We start from the raw sequence: 21555 nt of genomic DNA on the forward strand, positions 1-21555 counted from the left end.
CGCCGGCCCCCGGTCCGGGGCCGCGCCCGGATACGCCGAAGGGGCCGTCCGCACCACGGATGGCGGACGGCCCCTTCGGGCGTCGTACGGTGCGCTCCCCGCGGAGCGCTTCACCGGGGGGTCAGGAGGCCTTGGCCTTCTCGCCCTCGGGCTTGGCGGCGGCCGGAGCCGGGGCCGGCTTGGCGGCCTCGTAGAACTCCTCGCGCGGCGTCTCCATGGCGCCGAGCGAGACGACCTCGCGCTTGAGGAACATCGCCAGCGTCCAGTCGGCGAAGACCCGGATCTTGCGGTTCCAGGTCGGCATGGCCATGCCGTGGTAGCCGCGGTGCATGTACCAGGCGAGACGGCCCTTGAGCTTGATCTTCACCTTGCCCATGACGATCATCGCGACGCCCTTGTGCAGGCCGAGACCGGCGACCGCACCCTTGTTGGCGTGGCTGTACTCCTTCTGCGGGAAGCCCCGCATGCCGGAGATCACGTTGTCGCCGAGGACCTTCGCCTGACGCAGCGCGTGCTGGGCGTTGGGCGGGCACCAGGCATTCGGGTTGCCGGCGCGGCGGCCGACCATGTCCGGCACCTGGGCGTTGTCGCCCGCGGCCCAGATGTAGTCGGTGCCCTGCACCTGGAGCTTCTCCGAGGTGTCCACGTGGCCGCGGGGACCGAGCGGCAGGCCGAAGCGGGCCAGCGCCGGGTTCGGCTTCACACCGGCGGTCCACACGATGGTGCTGGAGTCGACCTCCAGGCCGTTCTTCAGCACCACGTGGCCGTCGACGCAGGAGTCCATCGAGGTGGAGAGGTAGATCTCCACGCCGCGGCTCTCCAGGTGCTCCTTGCCGTAGGCGCCCAGCTTCGGGCCGACCTCGGGAAGGATCTTGTCGGCGGCGTCGACGAGGATGAAGCGCATGTCCTCGCGCTTCACGTTGGTGTAGTACTTCGCCGCGTCGCGGGCCATGTCCTCGACCTCGCCGATGGTCTCCGCGCCGGCGAAGCCGCCGCCCACGAAGACGAACGTCAGCGCCTTGCGGCGGACGTCCTCGTCGGTCGTGGAGTCAGCCTTGTCCAGCTGCTCCAGGACGTGGTTGCGCAGGCCGATGGCCTCCTCGACGCCCTTCATGCCGATGCCCTGCTCGGCGAGGCCGGGGATCGGGAAGGTACGGGAGACCGCGCCCATCGCGATGACCAGGTAGTCGAAGGGCAGCTCGTAGGCCTCGCCGACGAGCGGCGCGACCGTGGCGACCTTGCGGTCCTGATCGATGGTCGTGACACGACCGGTGAGAACCTCAGCCTTGGGCAGCACGCGTCGCAGCGGGACGACGACATGCCGAGGCGAGATGCTGCCTGCAGCAGCTTCGGGGAGGAAGGGCTGGTACGTCATGTACGACCGCGGGTCGACGACCGTGACGGTCGCCTCTCCGTATCGCATCTTCTTCAGAATGCGACGAGCTGCGTACAGGCCTACGTACCCACCGCCTACAACGAGGATCCTGGGACGCTCCGTGGTGCTCATGCCATCGAGTATCCACCCCGCCCCAGGGGGGTGCTCGTGAGCCCCTTCACAAGGATTGACCGACCCTCTGCTACACTTCGCCGCCCACGTGACCCAGGTCATGGGTACGAAAGGGAACCACAGCACCGCGGGAAACGTTGTTCACCGCTTGTGAGCTGGCCCTTGACCCTTCGGGAGGGGTGGACCACCCCTCCCCTTCATGCGGACGCAACGCTCCCGGAACGCGTGCGCAGCACCCCCGCACGCCCTCCGGGGCGACCAGTTCCGGCCCGACGGGCCCCAACCGCGACCAACAGGGCCCAATTCCTTGTGAAGAAGTTCACGAAGTTTCTCGCGGCGTGTCCCCGGAGGGGTCCCCGAAGCGGCCCCGAGGGGCCGGATCGGGGCTCAACGGTGCAGGTGACGACGCGATTGAGCGGGCGGCGGAGGGGCTGCCCGCAGGGCTACGCGGCGCTCCAGGCGATGCCGTCGAGGATGTCGCCCGAAGCGCTACTGAGGGTCCTCTGCCGCATTCCAGGCAATCCCGTCGAGGATGTCGTGCTCGCTGACGACGACCTCGTGGGCTCCTGTCCGCTCCATCACGGCGAGCAGGACGAGCGCCCCCGCACCGATCACGTCGACCCGGCCGGGGTGCATCACGGGGATCGCGGCGCGCTCCTCGTGGGTGGAGCGGAGCAGGTGCTCGGTGATCGCGCGGACCTGGCCGCGGGTGACCCGGGAGTGGTGGATGGCCGCGGAGTCGTACTCGGACAGCTCCAGCGCGATTCCGGCGACCGTGGTGACGGTGCCCGCCAGGCCGACGAGGGTGCCGGCCCCCTTGAGCGGCACGGTCCTCCCGGCGAGGTCGAGGGCGGCGTCTACGTCCGCGCGGATCGCCGCGGCCCTCTCGTGGCTGGGCGGGTCCACGACGGCCCCGTCCACGACCAGGTGACGTTCCGTCATCCGTACGCAGCCGATGTCCACGGACCGGGCCGCCTCCACCCGGTCCGAGCCGAGGACGAACTCGGTGGAGCCGCCGCCGATGTCGACGACCAGATACGGCTTCGCCAGGTGGTCGCTGCCCGCCAGCTCCTTGGTGGCCCCGTCGAAGGAGAGCTGCGCCTCCTGGTCGCCGGTGATCACCTCGGGCTCGACGCCGAGGATGTCCCGGACCCCGGCCACGAAGTCGGCGCTGTTCTCGGCGTCGCGGGAGGCGGAGGTGGCGACGAAGCGGATCCGTGTCGCCCCCAGCTCCTCGATGACCGCCGCGTACGCGCGGCAGGCGGCGAACGTCCGCTCCAGCGCCTCGGGGGCGAGCCGGCCGGTCCTGTCCACGCCCTGGCCGAGGCGGACGATCGTCATGCGCCGGTCCAGCTCGGTGAAGGAGCCGGTGGCGGGGTCCACGTCGGCGACCAGGAGCCGGATGGAGTTCGTGCCGCAGTCGACGGCGGCGACCCGGGTCATGCGCCCTGTCCCTCGGAGCCCTCGCCGCACGGCGTGACGCAGGGGCCCTTGGCCCACCACTCGGGCAGCATCGCGATGGCCTCGTCGCCCAGCGGGTTCACCCCGGGGCCGGCGGCCAGCGAGTGGCCGACCAGGACGTGCAGGCACTTCACCCGGTCCGGCATGCCGCCCGCGCTCGGGAAGCCCTCCAGGACCTCGATGGCGTCGCGGCGGGTGATGTAGTCCTCGTGCGCGGCCCGGTAGGCGGCGGCCAGCTCCGGGTCGGTCTCCAGACGGGCCGTCATCTCCCTCATGACCCCGTTGGCCTCCAGCGTGCCGATCGCCGAGGCCGCCCGGGGGCAGGTGAGGTAGTACGTCGTCGGGAACGGCGTGCCGTCCTCCAGACGGGGCTGGGTCTCCACCACGTCCGGGTTGCCGCACGGGCAGCGGTGCGCGATGGCGCGCAGACCGCGCGGCGGGCGGCCGAGCTGCTGCTCGAACGCGGCGATGTCCGCGTCGGTGGGCTTGGTGGACTCGGTCTGCGGAGGGGGCGTTTCCATGCCTGCCTTGGTTCTGCTCGGAAGCTCGTAGAGGTGGATGTGCGGGTCGGTCAGTCGCGGTCGGCCCGGTCGGCGCTGTCCACGCCGTCCCAGAGGTTCGAGTGCCACGGGCGGCCACTCGCGCCCGGCTCGCCGCGGCGGTCCTGAGCCGCGTCGGGGTCGGCCACGGTGTAACCGGTCTCCCCGGGAAGGACGTAGTGGAGGTGCTGGCGGGCCAGCCGCATGATGTACGCGTCGTCCTGGAGCCGGGCCTTCTCGTCCCGCAGCTCCTCGGTGCGCCGCTCCGCCTGCTGCGAGAGCCGTTCCTGCTCGGCGATCTCGTCGCGCTGGGAGACGTACTGCCGCATCGGGTAGGCGAGCGCCACCACCAGGGAGCAGAGCACCAGCGCCAGGAACGCGGCCCGGCCGGTGAGCCGGGAGCGGCGGGCCTGCCGGCGGTTCTGGGACCGGTACACGCGGGCCGCGGTCTGCTCGCCGAGCAGGCGCAGCCTGGTCGCGGTGGAGAACCGGTCGCGATCCTTGCCCGCCATGTCTCCCCGCCTCCCCATCACACACGTCCGTCCCCGCACACGGTACGGGACCGGGTGCGGGGACGGGCGGAGGCTACCGTCCTACGGCTACGGGTCAGCCCTTGAAGCGGGGGAAGGCGGAGCGGCCCGCGTACACCGCGGCGTCGTCGAGGATCTCCTCGATGCGCAGCAGCTGGTTGTACTTGGCGACGCGGTCCGAACGGGCCGGGGCGCCGGTCTTGATCTGGCCGCAGTTCACGGCGACGGCGAGGTCGGCGATGGTGACGTCCTCGGTCTCGCCGGAGCGGTGCGACATCATGCACTTGAAGCCGTTGCGCTGGGCCAGCTCGACGGCGTCCAGGGTCTCGGTCAGCGAACCGATCTGGTTGACCTTCACGAGCAGGGCGTTGGCGGAGCCCTCCTCGATGCCGCGGGCCAGACGCTCGGGGTTGGTGACGAAGAGGTCGTCGCCGACGATCTGGACCTTGGCGCCGATGCGGTCGGTGATGACCTTCCAGCCGGCCCAGTCATCCTCGTACAGCGGGTCCTCGATGGAGACCAGCGGGTACGCGGAGACGAGCTCCTCGTAGTACTCGGTCATCTCGGCGGCCGAGCGGGACTTGCCCTCGAACTCGTAGACGCCGTCCTTGTAGAACTCGGACGCGGCGACGTCGAGCGCGAGCGCGATGTCGCGGCCCGGGACGTAACCGGCCTCCTTGATGGCCTCGACGATGAGGTCCAGGGCGGCGCGGTTGGACTCCAGGTTCGGGGCGAAGCCGCCCTCGTCGCCGAGTCCGGTGGACAGGCCCTTGGTCTTGAGGACCTTCTTCAGCGTGTGGTAGACCTCCGCGCCCCAGCGCAGGGCCTCGGAGAAGGACTCCGCGCCGATCGGGGCGATCATGAACTCCTGGACGTCCACGTTGGAGTCGGCGTGCGAGCCGCCGTTCAGGATGTTCATCATCGGAACGGGCAGCAGGTGCGCGTTCGGGCCGCCGAGGTAGCGGAAGAGCGGCAGGTCGGACGCCTCGGAGGCGGCGTGCGCGACGGCCAGCGAGACGCCGAGGATGGCGTTCGCGCCGAGCGAGGCCTTGTTCTCGGTGGCGTCCAGGTCGAACATCGCCTGGTCGATGAGGCGCTGCTCGGTGGCGTCGTACCCGACGAGCTCCGGGCCGATCTGCTCGATGACGGCGAGGACGGCCTTCTCGACGCCCTTGCCCTGGTAGCGGTTGGGGTCACCGTCGCGAAGCTCAATGGCCTCGAACGCACCGGTGGAGGCGCCGGACGGAACAGCAGCACGGCCCGTGCTGCCGTCGTCGAGGCCAACCTCGACCTCGACCGTGGGGTTGCCGCGGGAGTCGAGGATTTCCCTGGCTACGACGACGTCGATGGACGGCACGAGGCATCTCCTTCTGGGATCTGACACTGGTTGTGCAGGGTCACTGTGGCCTTGCGGCACGAGCCTATCGGGCCCGGCCGCGTCGGCCAGCCGACCGCCCGCCTCCTGGGACGAAAAAGGACCCAAGGACCTGCACAACGGGACAAAACTCTAGAAATCTACTGAGCGGTAACAACAAGAGGTGAACGCATGCGGGCCCACCGGCACCCGCCGCTCACGAAGAACCCGGCCCGGCGCGCTGGGGGGAAGCGCGCGCCGGGCCGGGAAGCCGTGCGAGGAGAAGTGCCGCCGGACGCTTCTCCTCCGGGGAGGAGAGACGGCGATTACTTCAGGTGGAGCTGCTGACCCGGGAAGATCAGGTCCGCGTCCTTGACGATGTCGTCGTTGAGCTCGAAGAGCTTGCTCCAGCCGCCCTTGACGCCTTCCGCCTGGGCGATGCTGCTCAGGGTGTCGCCGGCCTCGACCTTGTACTCGCCGTCGCCCTTCTGGACCTTCTCGCCGGTCGGGGTGGTGACGGTCCTCTTGCTCTCGGCCTTCTTCTCGGCCTGCGGAGCGGTGCGCTGCTCGGAGCGCGTGGTGGGCTGCTCGGCCTGACGCTCGGGCTGCGCCTGCTCGGGCTTGCTCTCGCCGGAGCCGGAGCCGGTGTTCACGCCCGGGTCCACACCGTCGTTGGTGAGGCCGCCGGCGCCGGCGCAGGCCCAGGCGCCCGGGCCCTGCAGGTCGAGGAGCTTCTCGGCGGTGGCGATCTGCTGGTCCTTGGAGGCCAGGTCGGCACGGGAGGCGTACTGCGTACCGCCGGCGGCGGCCCAGCTGGACTGCGAGAACTGCAGTCCGCCGTAGTAGCCGTTGCCGGTGTTGATGGACCAGTTGCCGCCGGACTCGCACTGGGCGACGGCGTCCCAGGTCTCGACGGAGGCGGCGGACGCGCTGGTCGCACCCATCAGCGGGACGGCGACGGCGGCACCGGCGACACCCGCGAGGGTGGCGATACGGGTGACCTTGGACGGGCGGCGGTGCTTGCCCTTGCTGTTCAGCAGCATGGAACGAATCTCCTCACCGACGCCTACGAGGTGAGCTGTCGGGTTCGGGCTGATGAGTTGCCCGGTCGCGCGGTGCTGCTCACGACTTCACCCCTAGCCGGTCCCGTACGTCCCCGTCGGTTCGACGAGGCGTCCGGACCCGGCGGCTTACCTGGGTCCCCCGCTCCTGCCTACGGCGCTTACGCGTCTGTTCCCTTCGACCGACGGCAGGATTCGGCGTGACGGTCGACGGGGCCCGCGGTGCGAGCGGCTCCGACCGTAAACACAGGCAACCCCGACATTCAAAGATGGACATAGGGGGCAATCGACCCGAACTCACCATGACCGGTGGGCCGTTTCCGCAGGTCGGGGGCGATACGCCCGGACCGGCCGGGCGAGACGCGTGAGTTGAAGCAAAGAGACCCATGTCTCACTTACGCAAAAGTGGACATAGGTCTCTTAACTGCCCCGGTTTTCGGGGTGTTTTCCCGAATTCGATCAGTTGGCGGCGGGTGTCTCGGCGCCCTCCGGCGCGGCCCGGTCCGCACCCTTGTCCGCGGCCTTGTCCGCGCCCTTGTCCGCGGCCTTGTCCGCGCCCTTGTCCGCACTCGGGTCCAGGCCCAGGTCCAGGTTCTGGCCGGGCAGGATCAGGTCCGGGTCGGAACCCAGGAGGCCCTTGTTCGTCTCGTACAGGCCGGTCCAGCCGCCGGGGATCTCCTGCGCGTCGGCGATCGCCCAGAGGCTGTCCCCGGGCTGCACCGTGTACGCGCCGGCGGTCGCCGCGCCGCCGTCCCGCGCGTCGCCGTCGCCGCGCGAGGCGTGCCGGCCCGACTCGCGGGGACCGTCCTCCTGGCCCGCGTCGGCCTCCTCGGGCGCGGGGGCGCCCCGGTGCTTGCCCCCCTTGCCGTCCTCGCCCTTCGAGGCGTCGGGGGCGGTGGAGGGGTCCGAGGCGTCGGGCGCGTCGGAGGCCGGCGGGGCGGTGGGCGTCACCGAGGAGTCGGGAGCCTCGCTCCCCTTCTCCCCGTCACCCTTACCACCCTTGTCCGCCTCATCACCCTTGTCACCCTTGCCGGATTCACCCGCTTCGCCGGTTGCGTCCGCTTCGTCGGTCGGGGTGGAGGTCGGGTCGGCCGAGGGGTCCGCCGACGGATCGGCGGACGGGTCGGCGGACGGCGAGGTGCCCGGGTCGACGCCCGGCAGACTGCCGTCCACCGCGAGGCCGGAGATCACCGCACAGCTGGGCCACGCCTTCGGGCCCTGGTCGTCCAGGACCTTCTCGGCGACGGAGATCTGCTGCGAGCGGCTGGCGAGGTCGGCGCGGGGCGCGAACGCCGTACCGCCGTACGCCGACCAGGTCTCCTGCGAGAACTGGAGCCCGCCGTAATAGCCGTTGCCGAGATCGGCGCTCCACATGCCGCCGCTCTCACACTCCGCGACCCGGTCCCAGGTGGTGGCCTCGGCGGCCTGCGCGCCGCCTGCGCCGAGCAGCGGGATGGCGATGGCCGATCCCGTCACGCCTGCGGCGACGATGATGGCGGGTGCCTGGCGAGGGCGGCGGTGTCTGCCGTTCGCGGAGCCCATGGGTATGCCTTCCGTGCGACTGACAAGCGAGTGACCTGAGCGCCGCGCAGCGGATTCCGTGCCTGCTTCGGCGCACAAGTGACGCGTGAGTAACGTGCGACCGACGCGTCGAACCGTGAACCTAGCGGGACTCGAACGTGTGTCACAAGTCGATGCAGCGCAGATCACGTGAAAGTCACAGAGTTGACACTGTGTCACTTTTTTCGGATCGGCTCCCCGGTTCGAACTCGACCGGAAGGGTGCGCAGTCCACGCATGATGAGCCCGCCACGCCAGCGCAAATCGTCAGGTTCTCCCGCAAGTCGCAGGTCAGGAAGGCGTCTCAACAGTGTGGCCAGCGCGGTCTGCCCCTCCAGCCGGGCCAGCGGCGCCCCCAGGCAGTAGTGGATGCCGTGCCCGTATCCGAGGTGCTGATTGTCACGCCGTGCAAGGTCCAGGGTGTCCGGATCCGTGAACCGCTCCGGGTCGCGGTCGGCCGCCGCCAGCACCACGAGTACGGGGTCCCCGGCGGCGACCTCCTCGCCGCCCAGGGTCAGCGCCTCGGTGGCGTACCGCCAGGTCGCCATCTCGACCGGCCCGTCGAACCGGAGCAGCTCCTCGATGCCGGTGGCCAGCAGCGCGTCCTCCCCCGCCGCCAGGGAGGCCTCCAGCCGGGCGCGCTGCTCGGGGTGGCGCAGCAGCGCGTAGGTCCCGTTGCCGATGAGGTTGACCGTCGTCTCGAACCCGGCGAACAACAGGATGAACGCCATGGCCGCCGCCTCGTTCTCCGTGAGGTGTTCGCCGTGGTCGCTGGCCCGGATCAGCCCGGAGATCAGGTCGTCGCCGGGGTTCTCCCTTTTACGGTGGATGAGTTCGGCGAGGTAGCCGCGCATCTTCTTCACCGACCGGGCGACCCCGCCGCGCGGCCCGCCGCCGTGCCGGATCATCATGCCCGCCCAGTCCCGGAAGTCGTCCTGGTCCTCCTCGGGGACGCCGAGCAGGTCGCAGATGGCGTAGATGGGGAGCGGGAAGGCGAAGTCGTGGATGAGGTCGGCGTTCCCCTTCTCCACGAAGTCGTCGATGAGCCGGTCCGTCAGCTCCTGCACGCGGGGCGCGAACTCCGCGACCCGGCGCGGGGTGAACGCCTTGGACACGAGCCGGCGCAGCCGGGTGTGGTCCGGCGGGTCGATATTGAGCAGATGCGTCATCAGCTCCGCCTTGCGCTCCCCCGGGATCCCCGTCTTCCCCTTGGCGTGCGGCGACTCGGCGTGGTTGGCCGGATTCTTGGAGAGCCGAGCGTCGGCGAGCGCCTCCTTGGCATCCCCGTACCGGGTCACGAGCCAGGCCTCGACCCCGCTGGGCAGCGCGGTGCGGTGCACGGGGCGGTGCTCGCGGAGCCAGGCGTAGGCGGGGTAGGGGTCGGTGGCGAACTCCCAGGTGAAGAGTTCGGGGGAGGCCGGGGTCGGTGCGGGGTCGCGGTGGGGGCAGGCGGGGGGCTCGGGAGTGCTCGGGGCGGGGCTGTCGTTCACGCCTTGACGTTATCGGGAGCGCCGGGGGCGGGGCTGCCGGGCAGGTCGCCGCTGCGGGCCGCCTTCAGGTCGGCCAGCGCGCGTTCGGCCTTGTGATGGCCCTGGTCCTTGGCCTTGAGGAGCCATTCCTCGGCTTCGCTGTAGCGCTTCTCCTCCAACAGAGACTCCCCGAGGAGAAAGGCCCCGTCGTGGTCACCCAGCTCGTGGGCGCGGGCGAACCACTTCCTGGCCTCCTGCAACGCGCCGCGGTTCTCCATGATGACTCCGAGGTTGTGGGCCCCGGTCGAGTCACCGCTCTCGGCCGCCTGCTGATAGAACCGAGCCGCTGCTTCCAGGGACCCACGTTCTTCGAACACGAGGCCGATGCCGTTCAACCCGTCCAGGTCTCCCTCTTCCACGGCGATCCGGAACCATTTCTCCGCTTCGTCGTAGTCCCGCAGATCGTGCAGCATGTTGCCGATACGCGTCGCGACCTCGCCCCGCCGGCCGGCCTCGGCGGCCTTCCGGTACCAGCGCAGTGCGTCCGCCTCGGCCCCACCGCCGCAGAGCAGATCGCCCAGCCAGAACGCGGCGAGCCCGTCACCACGCTCCGCCGCCGCCCGCAGCCAGTGCTCCGACCGCTCCATCAGGGCGATGCCGAGCATGCGCTGTGCCTCGGTGTCCCCGCTCTCGGCGCCCTTCTCCAGGTACGGGATCGCGGCGGCGCTGTCCTCCCGGTTGAACAGCAGACCCCCCAGCAGGCCCGCGGCCTCCATGCTGCCCGCGTCCGCCGCCCGGCGGAACCATCCCTCGGCGGCCTCCCCGTCCCCGTACTTCTCCTCGATACGGCCGAGGGTCAGCAGCGCCTCCAGGTCGTCGTCCTCCTCCGGCCCCAGCGCGGCGCGGGCCCGTTCGAGGACCGCGCCCATCGCCTCCAGGTCGTCCTCGCGCCGCACGGCCTCGACGGCGAGCGGCCACAGCTTGCAGGGGACCGGCCCGAACCCCGGCAGCCCGTCCCGGGCATCCTCGACCAGGGAGCCGTACGCCCGCCAGGTGCCGTCCTCCGCACCGGGCACCAGCATGCCCGTGGAGCCGTGCCGGATGCCGGACGCCCATTCCAGAGCCTGGTCGAACTCCTCGGAGGACGCCGGAGCCACGTCGCCGTAGAGGTCGCTCGCCCCGCGCAGCACATCAGCCGGGACCTCGTCGACCCCGCAGCGCGCCAGGTCGATCGCGGCCAGCACGAGGCGGTGGCCGAGCGGGTGCGCGTTCGGGCGGCGGGCCCTGCGCCACTCGCCCAGGAGTTCCGGTCCGACGGAGAGGTACGCGGGGGTGCTGTGCCGGGCGCGGTGCGCGTACGCACCCGCCAGGCGGAGGTCGTCGGGTGCCGCGGCGGCCAGCCGTTCCACCTCGGCCGGGGACCATTCCGCGCCCAGTTCGACGGGGTCCACGCCGCTCAGGAGACGGGTGTGCGCGGGGCTGCCGAAGCGGTGGGCGTCGTACGCCTCGTCGCTCATGGTGGCGAGCACCGGGACGCGCAGGCGGGCGAGCTCGGCAAGGAGCGCCGCGGTCAGCCCGTACTCGCCGAGGTGGCCGTCCAGATCATCGAGCCAGAGCACGCACTCCGCGTCTCCCCGGGCCCGCAGCACGTCGGTCAGCCCGCGCAGATCCGTGCCGGGAGCCGGGTGGAGGATCCTCGTCGTGCCGGAGAGGTTGGTGAACAGGGCGGCCCAGAGCGTCCTGGTCTTGCCGGACAGCGGTTCGCCGGTCACCAGTACCAGCCCGCCCTCCCGGGCCGCCACCCGGACCTGGGCGTCCAGGACGTCGGCACAGTCCCGCACCACGTATCGCGGCAGGGGCCGTTCGTCCGCGATACGGCGCGGGCGCCGCACACCGAGGGCGATCGCGTTGGCCCGGTCCAGCTGCGGCCAGTCGGCGACCCGGGGGAGACCGGAGTGCGAGGTCTGCCCGTAATAGGTGTGTACGCCGCCGGGGATGCTCCCGGCCTGGACGACCGGTTCGTTGAAGGTGCCGCCCGAGACGGTGTTGGCGTTCGTGGCGGTGTCGGCGTTCGTGGCGGTGTCGGGCGCGCGCTGCGGCACCGGAGCTGTGCGCGCCCGCTCGTCCTCGGCGAAGGCTTCAGCGATCACCTTCAGCTCCTCGTACACGACGGCGTCGCGGCTCCGGACCAGGCGCAGAATCTCGAACATGTCCTGGGCGGCGACCAGCGACCACTCGCCGGATTTCCCCTGGAATCTTGTGAGCACCTGTTTCAGCCGTGGCACCAACGAGGGAACGACACTTCGGCTCGCGGTGTCGCTCAGCAGCGCGTTCAGGTCGGGAGATCCCTCGGCAATGCCCCGGCCTAAAGCCTCGGCCAGCGAACCCAGTTCAGCGTCCACGCCTGTCCCCCACCCCTCGTACGACCTCTGGTGTCACCGTACTAACCCGCGTGGCCCTCCGCCGCCAGGATCGCGTCCCTGTACGCCCGGGCCGCCGCGCGCAGGGCCGCCTCCGGGTCGGCGCCGTTCGCCTCGGCGGAGACGGCGAGGGCGAGCAGCTCGTAGCCGATGGGGTCGCCGGTGGGGTCTCCCGTCGGGAGGGGGACGTCCAGGCCCGCCGTACGGACGCGGCTCGCGAGCTTCGCGGCGAGGGCCAGGCCGGGCTGGCCGAGGGGGACGCCTTCGGTGACCGAGGTGCGCTGCTTCTCGATCGCCTTGGTGCGCAGCCAGTGCGCGTGGACGTCCTCCGGGGTCTCGGCGGTCGCGTCGCCGAAGACGTGCGGGTGGCGGTGGATCAGCTTCTCGACGAGGCCGCCCGCGACGTCGTCGATGGCGAAGGGCTCCTCGGCATCCTCCTCGGCGATCCGCGCGTGGAAGACGACCTGGAGCAGGACGTCGCCGAGCTCCTCGCGCAGTTCGTCCCGGTCGCCGTCCTCGATCGCCTCGACCAGCTCGTACGCCTCCTCGATGGCGTACTTGGCGAGGCCCCGGTGTGTCTTCTGCGAGGTCCAGGGGCACGCGCGGCGGATCCGGTCCATGACCTGGACCAGGTCCAGCAGGCGGGCCCCGGGCAGGTCGTAGGAGCCGGGGAGCAGTTCCAGGTCCGGCATGGCCACCCGGCCCGAGCCGCCGAGCCGGGCCAGGCCGTCCGTCAGGCGGCTGTCGCCCTCGCCGCCGACCAGGACGACGACCGTCCGGCCGCCCGCGCAGTCGGCGACCAGTTCGTCGGCGGAGGGCGCGGTGTGCTCGACGCGTACCCCCGCCTCGCGGAGGTAGGGGAGCTGCGGGTGGTCCGGGTCGGTGACGAGGACCCGGTCGGCCGCGTGCAGCGTCTGCCAGGCCGGCCAGGACAGCAGGCCGGGCGCGACCCGGTGGCTGGCGGTGAGCAGGACGATGCGGCCGGGGTCGGCGGGGGTCTCGACGGAGGCGTCGGGGGCTTCGGCGTTCACCCTGCGAACCTACCTCCGGCCCCGGCGCCTCCGGCCCGCCGGATCAGGCGTCCGTCGGGGAGTCCTGCGGCCCGAACTCGGTGACCTGGGTGATCCAGGGCGCGCTGTAGTTGCCGAGCTGCATCTTCTGGTCGTCCCAGGTGCCGAAGCGCGGGTTCACGTCGATGTCGAGGGCCTTCGACGCCTTGGTGAGGGCCTCGCCGACGACCTGCTGGCCGGCCGGTGTGCCCAGGTCCGCGCCGAGCGCCGCGGCCAGCTTCGGGAGCTGGACCTCCTGGCGCATGTCGGCGTCGATCTGGTCCGGGGCGACCCAGCGCTGCTGGAGCATCATCGCCTCGAACTGCGCCTCGCCGCCCTGCTGGGCGCGGTTGGCCTTCCGCATCTCCTGGACCTCCTTGCGGGTGACCGTGACGCCCGCGTCCGCCGCGGCGCGGTCGAGGACCCGGCCGAAGATCAGCCCGTGCAGCTTGGCGCGGTTGAGCTGGCCCGACTTGTTCACCAGCTGGGCGGCCTCCGGGGAGCTGTCCTGCGCGCTGCGGACGTCCGCGGCGCGGGCCTGGACCACCGAGACCTCGATCCGCTCGCCGCCCACGACGGCCGCGGCGCCGGGGTGGGTCTGGTTGCCGCAGGCCGAAAGGAGCGGCGCCGCGACGAGTGTTGCGGCGAGGACGGCGAGCGCGGTGCGACGACGGCGGTGCAAAGGAGCCTCCCGGGGAGAGTTTGTGCATCAGTGCACAAAGCCTTGCGGTGATCGATGTTAGGCAGTGGAGGTGGCCGGTGCCACCGATTCGACCAACGATTCGGGAGGAGTTGGGGATGTGGTCCGGTATGGGGGGCGCTGTCAGCCCCCGCGGACGTCCCGCTGGTGGCTGAGCAGGCGCCGCAGGTCCATCGGCAGCGGGTGGTGCGGCCCGTAGGTGCGCTCGGCGTCGTACAGCAGGGCCTGGAGTTGCGCCCGGCCCGCGGTGTGGTCGCCGACCGCCAGGAGCAGTTGCCCGATGCGGTGCCGGATGTCGAGTGCGCGGCCGGGGTCGGAGGCGATCGGCCCGTAGGCGTTCTCGTAGTACGGGAGGACCGCGCGGTACTCGACCAGCGCGGCCCCGGCCTCGCCGAGCTGTTCGAGGCACTGGGCGGCGTCGTAGCGGAACTGGAGTGCCTGGGCGTCGGACGGGCCCGCTTCGGCGGCGCGGTCCTCGGCGAGGCGGCGCAGCTCGGGCAGGGCACGGCGGTACTGCCCGTCGTCCATCAGCGTCGCGGCGTACTGCTTGCGCAGGATGCGGACGACCGGTGAGTGCTCGCCGTGCTCGGCCGCGGCGGCGGGAAGGGTGGCGCCGAGGACGTCCACGGCCTGGGTGATCCGGCCCTCGCCGAGCAGCTTCTTCACCTCGTCCACGGCCCGTGCGACATCCGGCCGGGCGGGCGGCGGGGTGCTCGGCGGCAGGTGGGCGGGGCGCGCGGGGGACGGCGCGACGGCCGGGGGCGCGGTGAAGGACGGCGGGGCGCCGAGGGAGGGCGGCGGCGCGGCGAAGGTGGCGGGTGCGGGCACGGGGGCCGGGGTCGCGGCCCGGTCCGGCCAGGGGGCGTGCGGCCGCAGGAACGGGCGCGTCGGGTCGAGCGGCCCGGCGGGGGTGCCGTGCTTCGGCAGCAGCGGGGCGAGGTCCTCGTACACCTCCTGGGCGGAGGCCGGCCGGTCCTGGGGGTCCTTGGCGAGGAGCCGCAGCACGAGGGCCTCCAGCGCGGCGGGGACCTCGGGGCGGGTCTTGCGGACCGGGAGCGGGGGCTCGTAGAGGTGGCGGTGCAGGACGCCGAGCGCGGTGGACCCGGCGAACGGCACGTCACCGCTGAGGAGTTCGTGCAGGAGCACCCCGAGGGCGTACAGGTCGGTGTACGGGCCGACCGCGCCGCCCATCGCCTGCTCGGGGGCCATGTAGGCCGGGGAGCCGATGGGTGACCCGGTGTGCGTGAGGCGGGTGGTGTCCGTGTCGAGGACGGAGGCGACGCCGAGGTCGAGAACGGTGACGGTGCCGTCGGAACGGACCATCACGTTCCGGGGCTTGAGGTCGCGGTGGACGATCGGCACCGCGTGCACCGCGCAGAGGACCGCGCAGAGCTGAGCGGCGACCGCGACGGCCCACGGCCAGGGGTACGGGTTCCGCTCGGCCAGGTGGTCGGCGAGGTCGGCGCCCTCGACGTACTGCATGACGAGGTAGAGGTCGTCGTCGTCGCTGCCCGCGTCGTGGACGGTGACCAGGCCGGGGTGATCGACCTGCGCGGTGACCCGGCACTCGCGGACGAACCGGCGGCGCAGTTCGTCGGCCGCGTCGCTGCCGGTGGGCCCGGCGACCCGGTCGGGGCGCAGCAGCTTCACGGCCACGCGGCGGTCCAGGCGCCGGTCGTAGGCGGTCCACACCTGGCCCATGCCGCCCTGGCCGAGGATGGTCGCCAGTTCGTACCGGTCGGCGATGATCCGCCCGCTCACCGGCCCTCGCCCTCCCTGTTCTCCTTGCGGAGGTAGTCGCTCAGCTCGTCCAGCTCGGCGCGGACCTGGTCGAGGCGCTGGGGCGCGGGCGTGGGCGTGGGCGGCGGGGTCTGCACGGTGTACGGGTTGGGCTGCGGCTGCTGGTGGTGCTGTTGCGGCTGCTGGTGCTGTTGCGCGGGGTGCTGCTGGTACGGGAGTGGCGTGGGGTGTGCGGGAGCGGTAGCGGTGTACGGGGCCGGGGAGCCGAGGGAACGGAGAGAGCTGTAGTGGCGAATCTCCACGTACAGGTAATAGGTGATCACCCCGGCCAGCAGGGCGACGATCCAGAGCAGCATCAACAGCACCGACGCGTCCGACATGTCGTCGGGGTCGTCCGGTGTGGACACGATGAAGGCGAACAGCGCGGCGTTGAGGACCATCACGACCACGAGCAGGACCCAGTCGCGCGGCCTGCGGGTGACGATCGCCAGCCGTAGCATCGCCACCCAGCCCAACAGGCCGCAGCTCAGCACCGTCACCGTCACGAGGATCACGCGCACCGTCGTGAGCGTCGCCGGGGACGGCCGGGATGTCGTCTGCTGCTGCGGCGTCGGGCCGTAGCCGTGCATGTGCTGCTCCTGGGACGCGTATGTCGGACGTGTGGGGTGAGCGTATACACCTCCACCGACCGGCCGACCCCGGGTTGTACCCAACCGTTGTGGTTCACCTCACGCGGGTGTGACCGTGCCGTCCGTCAGGCCGTCGTACATTCCCTGGACCAGTACCCCGCCGAGCCGCTCCGCCGTCCGCAGCGCTTCCTCGAACGCGGCCAGTTCGCGGAACCGCTCCCCGTACCGCCGCTGTTCGGCGAGCGGCATCCGGGGCAGGTGGAGGCGTCGGGCGTCCAGCCGGGCCGCCGTGGAGGCGTAGCTGCTGGCCTGCCGGTTGTTGGCGGTGCCGCGCAGGAACCCGGCGAGGAACCACGGATCCAGGGCGGCCGGATCGGGGCGCAGCAGTTGGAGGTTGCGGCCGAGCGCGGCGCCCGCCTCCCTCTCGCCGACGACCCGGACGACGGTCCCGCCGCCGAGCACGGGCACCACGACGTCGCCGGGTTCGAGCACGACCGGGTCGTCGGGGGTCGCGCCCGGGACCTCCGGGCCGGTGAGCGGAGTTCCGGCTGCGTCGGTGAGCGGGGTTCCGGCCTGGTCCGTGAGCGGGGTTCCGACAGGGCCCGTGAGCGGGGTTCCGGCCGGGTCGGCTCCGGTGAGGACGTCGTGCTCGGTGAGAACGGGGCCCTGGCCGCCCGGGGCCGCGTTGCCGGTGTGCAGCGAGAGCGCCCCGCCGCGGGCGAGTTCGCCGACGGTGGTCCGGGGGCGGTGCGCGGGGACGGCGGGGGTGGCGGGGGGCGGGGTGAGGCGGGCGGTCAGCCGGAGGGTCTCGGCAAGCCGCTCCCGCACCTCGCCGAGTCCGCGGGCGTCTCCCCCGGGCGTGGGGCGCGGCAGATACCGGGCCGGGGCCAGGTCCACGTCGTCGTCGAGGAGTTCGACCACGGGCACGACGCGGCTGACGCCGGGGAGGTCGGCCCGGTCGCGCCAGGCGTCGAGCACGGCGGCGCGCACGACGGGCCAGTCGAGCCGGTCGCGTCCGCCGCCCGCCGCCTTGCCGCCCGCCTCCCCGGCGGACGCCGCGAGCCCGGCGGTGTCGGCCAGGAGGAGGTCCGGTCCGGGGCGGACTCCGGGCGTCGGCCTGCGCAGGACCCAGAGGTGGAGCGGAATGCCGTACGGGGGTGCGGCGCCGGCCGGGAGGGCGATGACGGCGCGGAGGGCTCCCCTGCGCAGGAGGTCGGCGCGGATACGGCGGCCGGAGCGCCGGGAGGCGGCGGCCGGAGGCATCAGCAGGACGGCGGTGCCGCCGTCGCGCAGCCGGGCCAGGGCGTGCTGGACCCAGGCCAGTTCGGACTCGACGCGGGCGGGGAAGCCGTACTCCCAGCGCGGGTCGTAAGCCAGCTCGTCGTGGCCCCAGTTGCGGTCGTTGAAGGGCGGGTGGCAGAGCACGGTGTCGGTCGCGAGCCGGGCGAAGGCGTCGGCCCGCAGGGTGTCCCCGGTCCGCACGGCCAGGGAGGGAGGGGAGCCGTGCGTTCCGTCGGCGCCCAGGGCGAGGCGCAGTGCGGTGAGGGCGGCGAGCCCGGCGTCGGCCTCCTGGGCGTACAGCGCCGCCGGTCCCGCGACGGCGCGGAGCAGGGCGCCGGTCCCGGCGGCCGGGTCGAGGACGCTGCGGACCGGACGGTCGGGGGCCGGGCGGCCGGCGTCCTTCGGGGGTTCGGCGAGGTCCGCCATCAGCTCGGCGAGGTGCGGCGGGGTCAGCGTGAACTGGCGGGGGTTGGCGTCCAGGTGCCGGCCGAGCAGGAACTCGAAGGTCTGACCCGCCCCGATCCCGGCGGCGAGCTGCGCGGCGGCGCGCAGGAGCGGCACGGAGGGCAGCAGGGCCTGCGCGGTGGGGGTGTGAACGGCTCGCGCCCTGTGAACTCCCGGAGCCACGGGCGGGTTCGCCGGGTGAACCACCGCGGGCCCGGGTGCGGCGGATCCCGACGCGGTCGAGCCGGGCGCAACCGATTCGAACGTGGTCGGGCCGGGCGCGGTCGAGCCGGCGGTTCGCGGCGTGCGGGCGGTCCCTGGGGGTGTGGCCCGGCCGGGGCTCGGGGTGCCTGAGGGGCTGTCGGGGCCGAGCCGGGCGGTGAGCACGTGGTCCATGGCGTGCGGCAGCGCGTCGGCCATCCGTTCGTCGGACGCGGCGGTCAACTCCAGCCAGGCGGTGGGCCGGTCACGGACGAGCAGCAGGGCGCAGCCGGTGTGGACCAGGGCCTGCGCGGCCCCTGCGGGGTGGCCGGCCACCTCCTGCCAGACCCGCTCACGGAGCGGCACCTCGGCGAGTTTCCCCTGGTCGCGCAGCCACTGCTCCACATCGGCCAGCGCGAAGGACGGGCTGGCAGCGGTGCCGCCGACGGGCTGGGGGAAGTCGGCGTGACGGCGGCGCCAGTTGCTGACGGCCGCACGGCCCACTCCTGCCAGCCGCGCGATCCCGGCCGCGGTGACCTCCGTCGCGTTCTCCGGCACTGGCTCTCCCTCGGTCCGTCCGCGCTACCTGCCCGCGAGCATAGCGAATCACCCGCACCACACCGGAAAGCACCGTTGCCCGACCCGTCACAGATCTTTCGTGTTGACTCGGTTCACAAGCTCTGCTGTTATGGGTCCGCCCCCGCCGGGGCCGCTTTCCTCTCTCTGCTGACCGGCGCGCCGCGCGCCTCTCCTTCCGGAGCCTGACCCATGCGTCTCATCACCCGTATATCCGTCAACACCGTCTGCGCGATGACCCTGTTCGGTCTCGCCGCCTGCGGCACGGACTCCCCGAAGGAGACCGGGCCGTTCGCCGGAGTGTCCGGCCCGGAGGTCGTGAACAAGGCCCTCACGAAGACGACCGGGGTCAAGTCCCTGCGGATCGGGCTCGACATGACCACCTCCGACGGCCGGGTCGAGGCCGACTTCGCCACGAGCCTGGGGGGCGACTGCACCGGAACGATGACCATGGGCGGCACGGGCACGATGGAGGTCCGCAAGACCGGCGACACGGTCTACACAAAGCTCGACGAGACCCTGCTGCGCGAACAGTCGAAGGGCGAGCCGAAGGCGGACGTGGACGCGGCGGTCAAGCTGATCGCGGGCCGCTGGATGGAGTCGAAGGCCTCCGACCCGGACACCGAGGACACCATCGAGTTCTGCGACCTGAAGGGGCTGCTGAAGGAGTTCGAGGCGGGTGACAACGCCGCCCGCAAGAAGGGCCCCACGACGGTCGCCGGCAAGCCCGCCCTGCGCCTCACGGAGAAGGAGGGCAAGGAGACGTTCACCATCGACGTCTCCGCCGAGGGAGCCCCGTACATCCTCCGCGTCACGTCCCGGGGCGGCGAGGAGCCGATGACGATGAACCTGTCCGAGTTCGACGTGCCCGTCGTGGCGGAGAAGCCCGCCGCGAAGGACATCGTCGACCTGGAGCAGTAGGACTCAGCCCGCCCGCGCGGGCCCGCCGTCCCCGGTCACCCGGCCGCCGACGCCGGGGCTCCGCCTCCGAAGTCCACCTCGGCCGCCGGCAGTACGCGTACCCGGCGGCCCGGGTAACGGAGGTTGCGGTAGATCTCGTTGTGGTGCGCGACGGACGCCTCGGGTGCGGCGTACGGGCCGGGGCCGGGCCGGACGGACGTGGTGTGCCCGTCCGCGACGAGCACCAGGTCGTACCCCCGGCTCAGCGCCTGCCGGGCCGTGGACTCGACGCAGATCTCGGTGGCGAACCCGGTGACGACGACCTCGGTGACCCCCCGGGCGCGCAGGACAGCGTCCAGTTCCGTGTCCAGGAAGCTGTCCGGGGCGGCCTTGGGCACGACCGTCTCACCGGGGGCGGGGGCCAGCTCGGGCACGATCCGCCAGCCCTCGGTCCCGGGTTCCAGCTCCTCGTCCCCCTGCTGCACCAGCACCACCGGCGCACCGGCCGCCCTGGCCCGCTGCTGGAGGCGGGCGATGGCCGCGACGGTGCCGGCCGCCCGGTACGCCATCGCCACCAGGGTGTTCTGCATGTCGATGACGAGGAGAGCGGGGATGTGCGCGGGCACCTCAGGGGACGCCGCACCCGGACCTTCGGGCATCGGCGTCACAGTTGGCACCGCACCCGGGACTTCGGGCATCGGCGTCACAGCTGGTGCCGTACCCAGACGTTGGGCTCGACGTAGACCGCGTATCCGTGCGCGAGCGCGCAGTGCACCGGTACCAGCGCCCCCGGCACCTCCACCGGACCGTCCGTGTCGAACGGCAGCCCGGTCCACTCCCGCCACTGGGCGAGCGAGCCGCGCACGGTCATCGACAGAGTGGCGACCGAGTCGATCTTCCCGCCCGCGCGGGCGTGCACCCGCAGCCAGGGGTCCTCGGGCAGCCCGTCCTCGGGGCGGGTCAGCCGGGCGTACTCCTCCATCGGCTGACCGGACCGCAGGTGCTTGCCGTTCGGCCGCACCGGGGCGACGACCTGCCCGAAGCCGAGCCGTTGCGCGTTGTCGCGCATCGCGGCGAGCATCCGGCCCGATATCCCCTGGCCCAGATGGCCGGTGGCCACCGTGATGTCGATCGCGCTGACCGTGTCGGGAGTGCGTCCGCGCCGCAGATCCGAGAACGCCCACAGCAGCACCTGGTCCCAGCCGCCGACGGGCAGTTCGCCGCGCCCGGGGGCGTCCAGCACGAAGGGCACGCTGAACGCGCGCGCGACGACGGCGCCCTCGGGGTCGGTGGCGACCAGCACGTACTGGGGGAACTCGACCGCGATCCGCGGGAAGTTCGCCCAGCCGACGAGGTCCTCCAGGATGAACTCCGGCCAGGTGTCCGGCATCCGGTCCAGGGCGCCGGCCAGCTCCGGGCGCTCGGCGAGGGTGGTGATCTTCAGCTCCATACGCGCGACCCTAAACAGCCGGATCCTCTCCGACCAGCGAATATCGGTCCGGGTCACCGCGCACTCCGGGGCCGCCCGCCCGCGCCGCCGCCGCCCGGCTACCGTCACGCCGCATGACGACGACACCTCCGTCCGCCTCCGCCGGCCCCGTACTCATCCGGCCCTGCCGGGCGACGGACCTCGAACTGCTGGAGCGGCACATGCCCTCGCCCGGCCGGACCCGGCGGCACGCAGCCCGGTTCGACCGGCAGGAGCGGGGGCTCAGCACCTTCCTCACCGCCTGGGCCGACGACGTACCCGTCGGGTCGGCGCAGATCCTGTGGCAGGGCTGCGCCGCCCCGGAGGTCCGGGCCCGCTTCCCCGACTGCCCCGAGCTGAACGGGCTCGCGATCTGGCCACCGGACCTGCGCTCCCGGGGCATCGGCACGGCGCTGATCCGTGCGGCGGAACAGCGAGTCCATGGCGCCGGGCACGCCCTGATCGGCCTGGGCGTGGACGACGACAACCACCGGGCGGCCGCGCTCTACCTGCGGATCGGCTACCGGGAGACCGGCTGCCGCTACCTGGACCGGTACGCGTTCCTCGACGCCGACGGCGTCCGGCAGGAGGTCGCGGACCCGGCCCGCTTCCTGGTCAGGGACCTCGGCGAGGGCACTCCCGGACCGGCGTGATCCGGCCGGAACCA

Annotated in this window: 18 protein-coding genes and 1 riboswitch; of the genes, 2 read left to right on the forward strand and 16 right to left on the reverse strand. The window is 72.4% G+C overall.

What is annotated here, in order from left to right:
- Positions 1–121: 121 nt before the first annotated feature.
- The 14 genes from IE272_RS28655 to IE272_RS28720 all read right to left on the reverse strand — a co-directional run bounded on the left by IE272_RS28655 (position 122) and on the right by IE272_RS28720 (position 18502).
- Positions 122–1507: an NAD(P)/FAD-dependent oxidoreductase gene (locus tag IE272_RS28655; RefSeq protein ID WP_073745789.1), complete on the reverse strand. Its 1386-nt coding sequence runs from the start codon at positions 1505–1507 to the stop codon at positions 122–124.
- A 489-nt stretch (positions 1508–1996) separates the two neighbouring features.
- The gene (locus IE272_RS28660; RefSeq protein WP_190008737.1) at positions 1997–2950 is read right to left on the reverse strand and encodes a Ppx/GppA phosphatase family protein; all 954 of its coding nucleotides are present in this window, start codon (positions 2948–2950) and stop codon (positions 1997–1999) included.
- Positions 2947–3489 (reverse strand): DUF501 domain-containing protein, encoded by a 543-nt coding sequence (locus IE272_RS28665; RefSeq protein ID WP_050358947.1) that lies wholly within the window; start codon positions 3487–3489, stop codon positions 2947–2949. The genes IE272_RS28660 and IE272_RS28665 overlap by 4 nt, the downstream gene beginning before the upstream one ends.
- Positions 3490–3539: 50 nt before the next feature.
- Positions 3540–4019 carry an FtsB family cell division protein gene (locus tag IE272_RS28670; RefSeq protein WP_050358946.1) on the reverse strand — a complete coding sequence of 160 codons (480 nt, stop codon included), beginning with the start codon at positions 4017–4019 and terminating at the stop codon, positions 3540–3542.
- A 94-nt stretch (positions 4020–4113) separates the two neighbouring features.
- The gene (gene eno, locus IE272_RS28675; RefSeq protein WP_050358945.1) at positions 4114–5394 is read right to left on the reverse strand and encodes a phosphopyruvate hydratase; all 1281 of its coding nucleotides are present in this window, start codon (positions 5392–5394) and stop codon (positions 4114–4116) included.
- Between the two features lie 323 nt (positions 5395–5717).
- A complete protein-coding gene (locus tag IE272_RS28680; RefSeq protein ID WP_190008739.1) occupies positions 5718–6434 on the reverse strand; it encodes a transglycosylase family protein in 717 nt (238 codons plus the stop codon).
- Between the two features lie 5 nt (positions 6435–6439).
- A riboswitch (cyclic di-AMP (ydaO/yuaA leader) is annotated at positions 6440–6622 on the reverse strand.
- Positions 6623–6911: 289 nt separating this feature from the next.
- Positions 6912–7994: a LysM peptidoglycan-binding domain-containing protein gene (locus tag IE272_RS28685; protein ID WP_190008741.1), complete on the reverse strand. Its 1083-nt coding sequence runs from the start codon at positions 7992–7994 to the stop codon at positions 6912–6914.
- 175 nt (positions 7995–8169) lie between these two features.
- Positions 8170–9501, reverse strand: coding sequence for a cytochrome P450 family protein (locus IE272_RS28690; RefSeq protein ID WP_190008743.1), 1332 nt, complete (start codon positions 9499–9501; stop codon positions 8170–8172).
- Positions 9498–11882 carry a tetratricopeptide repeat protein gene (locus tag IE272_RS28695; RefSeq protein WP_190008745.1) on the reverse strand — a complete coding sequence of 795 codons (2385 nt, stop codon included), beginning with the start codon at positions 11880–11882 and terminating at the stop codon, positions 9498–9500. The genes IE272_RS28690 and IE272_RS28695 overlap by 4 nt, the downstream gene beginning before the upstream one ends.
- 41 nt (positions 11883–11923) lie before the next feature.
- Positions 11924–12931, reverse strand: a complete 1008-nt coding sequence (locus IE272_RS28700) for a nucleoside triphosphate pyrophosphohydrolase (RefSeq protein ID WP_190008747.1) — start codon at positions 12929–12931, stop codon at positions 11924–11926.
- A gap of 43 nt (positions 12932–12974) precedes the next feature.
- On the reverse strand, positions 12975–13631 hold the full coding sequence (locus IE272_RS28705; RefSeq protein WP_056703699.1) for a SurA N-terminal domain-containing protein: 657 nt from the start codon (positions 13629–13631) through the stop codon (positions 12975–12977).
- A 141-nt stretch (positions 13632–13772) separates the two neighbouring features.
- Positions 13773–15410, reverse strand: coding sequence for a serine/threonine-protein kinase (locus IE272_RS28710; RefSeq protein WP_050358938.1), 1638 nt, complete (start codon positions 15408–15410; stop codon positions 13773–13775).
- Entirely contained in the window at positions 15407–16018 is a 612-nt protein-coding gene (locus IE272_RS28715; protein ID WP_073960667.1) for a hypothetical protein, read from the reverse strand. The genes IE272_RS28710 and IE272_RS28715 overlap by 4 nt, the downstream gene beginning before the upstream one ends.
- A gap of 99 nt (positions 16019–16117) precedes the next feature.
- Positions 16118–18502, reverse strand: coding sequence for an N-6 DNA methylase (locus IE272_RS28720; RefSeq protein WP_190008749.1), 2385 nt, complete (start codon positions 18500–18502; stop codon positions 16118–16120).
- Positions 18503–18712: 210 nt separating this feature from the next.
- Here IE272_RS28720 and IE272_RS28725 point away from each other — a divergent pair, with 210 nt between their 5' ends.
- Complete coding sequence (locus IE272_RS28725) at positions 18713–19441, forward strand: hypothetical protein (protein ID WP_190008751.1); 729 nt, start codon at positions 18713–18715, stop codon at positions 19439–19441.
- Positions 19442–19476: 35 nt separating this feature from the next.
- On the opposite strand, the gene IE272_RS28730 is transcribed toward IE272_RS28725, so the two are convergent.
- Both IE272_RS28730 and IE272_RS28735 read right to left on the reverse strand, forming a co-directional pair.
- Positions 19477–20079, reverse strand: coding sequence for a cysteine hydrolase family protein (locus tag IE272_RS28730; RefSeq protein WP_190008754.1), 603 nt, complete (start codon positions 20077–20079; stop codon positions 19477–19479).
- A gap of 44 nt (positions 20080–20123) precedes the next feature.
- The gene (locus tag IE272_RS28735) at positions 20124–20870 is read right to left on the reverse strand and encodes an N-acetyltransferase (RefSeq protein WP_073745845.1); all 747 of its coding nucleotides are present in this window, start codon (positions 20868–20870) and stop codon (positions 20124–20126) included.
- 113 nt (positions 20871–20983) lie between these two features.
- On the opposite strand from IE272_RS28735, the gene IE272_RS28740 reads away from it, so the two are divergent.
- Entirely contained in the window at positions 20984–21541 is a 558-nt protein-coding gene (locus IE272_RS28740) for a GNAT family N-acetyltransferase (protein ID WP_056703686.1), read from the forward strand.
- The last annotated feature ends 14 nt before the right edge of the window (positions 21542–21555 follow it).

The organism is Streptomyces anulatus (assembly GCF_014650675.1).
Lineage (GTDB): Bacteria > Actinomycetota > Actinomycetes > Streptomycetales > Streptomycetaceae > Streptomyces > Streptomyces anulatus.

Bases quoted from the DNA above. Each gene is read 5' to 3' on its own strand.
- IE272_RS28665 (WP_050358947.1), bottom strand. From the start codon at position 3,489: ATGGAAACGCCCCCTCCGCAGACCGAGTCCACCAAGCCCACCGACGCG.
- IE272_RS28715 (WP_073960667.1), bottom strand. From the start codon at position 16,018: ATGCACGGCTACGGCCCGACGCCGCAGCAGCAGACGACATCCCGGCCG.
- IE272_RS28730 (WP_190008754.1), bottom strand. From the start codon at position 20,079: ATGCCCGAAGGTCCGGGTGCGGCGTCCCCTGAGGTGCCCGCGCACATC.
- IE272_RS28680 (WP_190008739.1), bottom strand. From the start codon at position 6,434: ATGCTGCTGAACAGCAAGGGCAAGCACCGCCGCCCGTCCAAGGTCACC.
- IE272_RS28660 (WP_190008737.1), bottom strand. From the start codon at position 2,950: ATGACCCGGGTCGCCGCCGTCGACTGCGGCACGAACTCCATCCGGCTC.
- IE272_RS28725 (WP_190008751.1), top strand. From the start codon at position 18,713: ATGCGTCTCATCACCCGTATATCCGTCAACACCGTCTGCGCGATGACC.
- IE272_RS28735 (WP_073745845.1), bottom strand. From the start codon at position 20,870: ATGGAGCTGAAGATCACCACCCTCGCCGAGCGCCCGGAGCTGGCCGGC.
- IE272_RS28670 (WP_050358946.1), bottom strand. From the start codon at position 4,019: ATGGCGGGCAAGGATCGCGACCGGTTCTCCACCGCGACCAGGCTGCGC.
- IE272_RS28740 (WP_056703686.1), top strand. From the start codon at position 20,984: ATGACGACGACACCTCCGTCCGCCTCCGCCGGCCCCGTACTCATCCGG.
- IE272_RS28655 (WP_073745789.1), bottom strand. From the start codon at position 1,507: ATGAGCACCACGGAGCGTCCCAGGATCCTCGTTGTAGGCGGTGGGTAC.
- IE272_RS28685 (WP_190008741.1), bottom strand. From the start codon at position 7,994: ATGGGCTCCGCGAACGGCAGACACCGCCGCCCTCGCCAGGCACCCGCC.